Source organism: Micromonospora noduli (assembly GCF_003264365.1).
Classification (GTDB): Bacteria; Actinomycetota; Actinomycetes; order Mycobacteriales; family Micromonosporaceae; genus Micromonospora; species Micromonospora noduli.
On the sequence record NZ_PYAK01000196.1, the window covers coordinates 1 to 388 of the forward strand.

Here is a 388-nt window from a genome sequence, read left to right on the forward strand (position 1 = left end):
CGCGGCTTCGGCCAATTGTGCCGGCTCGCTGCCGGCAATCTGCACCACGCGTACGCCCTCTTCTCCTTCAAAATCGCTGCGGCGCAGGGTTTTGCGGGTATGGCGCAGCGAAGGGTCGCTGGTGAGCATTTCGCCCACCGCCCAGCCGGCACCGAATGTGCGGCAAAGCTGGCGGAAAGGCTTGTCGGTGATGCCGGCCATCGGTGCAAGCGCGATGGGCGTGTCAACGGAATAAGCGCCGATTTGCATAATGGCCGGATATTCAGTGGGAAAGGTGGAGATTGTACAATTTTTTAGCAGCGCCTCCAATCGGAAATTGGATTTTTACATGCAACGGATATTTTGTTGCGTGGCAAAAACGGGCGCGCCAATATGATTTTTATTTGGC

At 56.2% G+C, this 388-nt stretch carries 1 protein-coding gene; it reads right to left on the bottom strand.

What is annotated here, in order from left to right; genetic code table 11:
* On the bottom strand, positions 1-309 hold a 309-nt coding region (locus GUI43_RS35260), incomplete at its 3' end, for a tRNA-dihydrouridine synthase (protein WP_211326814.1).
* Between the last annotated feature and the right edge of the window lie 79 nt (positions 310-388).